1 pseudogene is annotated in these 1,827 nt (G+C 45.7%); it reads left to right on the top strand.

What is annotated here, in order from left to right:
* Window positions 1-192: 192 nt before the first annotated feature.
* Window positions 193-1,827: pseudogene (locus VLN09_RS11845) on the top strand (DNA mismatch repair protein MutS); the annotation flags it as partial.

The following is a 1,827-nucleotide window of genomic DNA, read 5'->3' as shown; positions in this document are numbered from 1 at the left end:
TAAATTGTACAGTCGATACCAAATAAAATAGATACACGACATTATGACGCGGAACTGGTACAAATTTTTCTTGCTTGCTGTGCCTGCGCAGACAGAGGCTACAAAAAATTTACCCCAGTCCCGCTAATGCTTTTTTATATTGGCCTAACTGTATCTAAACTCATATCAGACCCGTTAAATAAGAGATTTTGCATGACCGTCAAGCCATTTGCTCACACCCTAAATGCTGCAAAACCTGCGCCAAAAAAATACGCTTTATCAAGTCAATCAAACAAGAACGCCGCTGCCCACTTAACTTCCGATCCACTAACTTCTGACCGATTGACCATCGGCAATGCCGTTTATCACTTAGCAGACCATACACCGATGATGGTGCAATATCTGACCATGAAAGCCAACTATCCCCAAGCATTATTACTGTACCGAATGGGTGATTTTTACGAGTTATTTTTTGACGATGCCAAACGCGCGGCACAGATATTGGATATTACTTTAACCCGCCGTGGTACCGATAAAGCTGGTAACACCATTGCCATGGCAGGCGTGCCATTTCATGCAGCCGACAGCTATATGGCAAGGCTTATTGCCGCTGGACAAACGGTGGTGGTCTGCGAGCAAATTGACGAATCAGCAAGCAATATATCCAACTCCCCTACAATGGGCGATAAGCAAAAGAAAGATAAAAGCAAATCTGCTGCTGGCAGTATTATGCGCCGTGAAGTGGTCAAAACTCTGACCGCAGGGACGATTACCGACGATGCGCTGATTGCGCCCAATCATACCCCGACTGTTGTTGCTATTGATATTCTGACACCCAAAGCAAATAGCAAACAACCTTTGCAAGCCGCCATTAGCCAAATGGATTTAGCCGCTGGAACGTTAACGACGCAAACACTTAGTGCCAGCTATAGTAACAGCCATGATGACATTGAGGGGCTACAAACCCAAATGCTCACGGTGTTAGCACGCTTTGCTCCTAGTGAATGTATCATTAGCGAAGCACTCAATGATAGTAATAGTAGTAATGGCGAAGATTGGCTGCTATGGTTACGTCAAAATCTCGACTGCCCTATTATCGAAGTTGCGGCTAATGACTTTCATCGTCAACATGCTAGCGCGACACTTTGTCAGCAGTTTGAGGTTCAGCGTCTTGATGGCTTAGGTTTAGGATCAGGCATTAGCGATGCGCCATTGGCTCAATCTAGCTGTGCTGCCCTTATTCACTATGCGCGGCAAACCCAGCAACGTCATGTGCCACAGATTAATCAGCTGATTGTAGAGTACAGCGATGATTATTTGATTATCGATGCCAATAGTCAGCAAAACCTTGAACTATTTACTCCTGTCAGCAGCAATGGTACATCACTAATCTCTGTACTGAATCACTGCCAAACACCGATGGGACGACGCTTACTCATACAGCAGATGAAACGCCCATTGCGTCAGCATGCACGTATTAATTTGCGCTTAGATGCGATAGCGAGCTTATTAGATAGCGATAATAAATACATACAGTCTGAACAGACTAATCTAAGCGTGGAAAATAGCTCATTAGTCGTGAGATTACGCGAAACGTTAAACACTATTGGTGATATTGAGCGTATCAGTAGCCGTATCGGGCTGATGAGCGCCAAGCCGCGTGACCTGCGTAAGCTTGCTGATGGTATTGCTAGTAGCACTCAACTAACCAACTTACTGACGGCTGCAGGTATCAGCCATGAGCATGGTGGTTTATTACCCATGCTCATGCAGCAACTGCCAGCCCAGCTACCTGCCGTGCAATCTATAGCCGAGCTGATTGAGCGCGCCATTATTGCAGAGCCACCG

The organism is Psychrobacter sp. (genome assembly GCF_035469765.1).
GTDB lineage: Bacteria > Pseudomonadota > Gammaproteobacteria > Pseudomonadales > Moraxellaceae > Psychrobacter.
This window is presented reverse-complemented; position numbering and strand designations above follow the sequence as displayed.